Origin of the sequence: Paraburkholderia sp. J7 (genome assembly GCF_905220155.1) — a bacterium.
In the GTDB taxonomy this organism is placed as follows: Bacteria; Pseudomonadota; Gammaproteobacteria; order Burkholderiales; family Burkholderiaceae; genus Paraburkholderia.
In genome coordinates, this window is sequence record NZ_CAJMYZ010000153.1 from 1 (window position 1) to 232 (window position 232).

Consider the following 232-nt stretch of genomic DNA (forward strand, 5'->3'; position numbering starts at 1 on the left):
TAGCGACATCAGGCCGCCCGCGGTGATCGCGCGCGCGCCGTACGACACGCGCTTGCCGCCTTCGAGGTACTTGCGGATTTCCGGGTGCGTCTTGTAGCGCTGGAATTCCTCGAACGGCGAGAGATACGGGTTCTGGTACGCGAGACCGACGACAAAACCCACCATCACCTGGTTGTTGTCGATGTGGTACAGGAACGAGCCGCCGTACGTATCGGATTCAAGCGGCCAGCCG

Annotated in this window: 1 pseudogene; it reads right to left on the minus strand. The window is 62.1% G+C overall.

The window, feature by feature from the left end:
- Positions 1-232, minus strand: a pseudogene (locus U5A58_RS40745) (electron transfer flavoprotein-ubiquinone oxidoreductase); the annotation flags it as partial.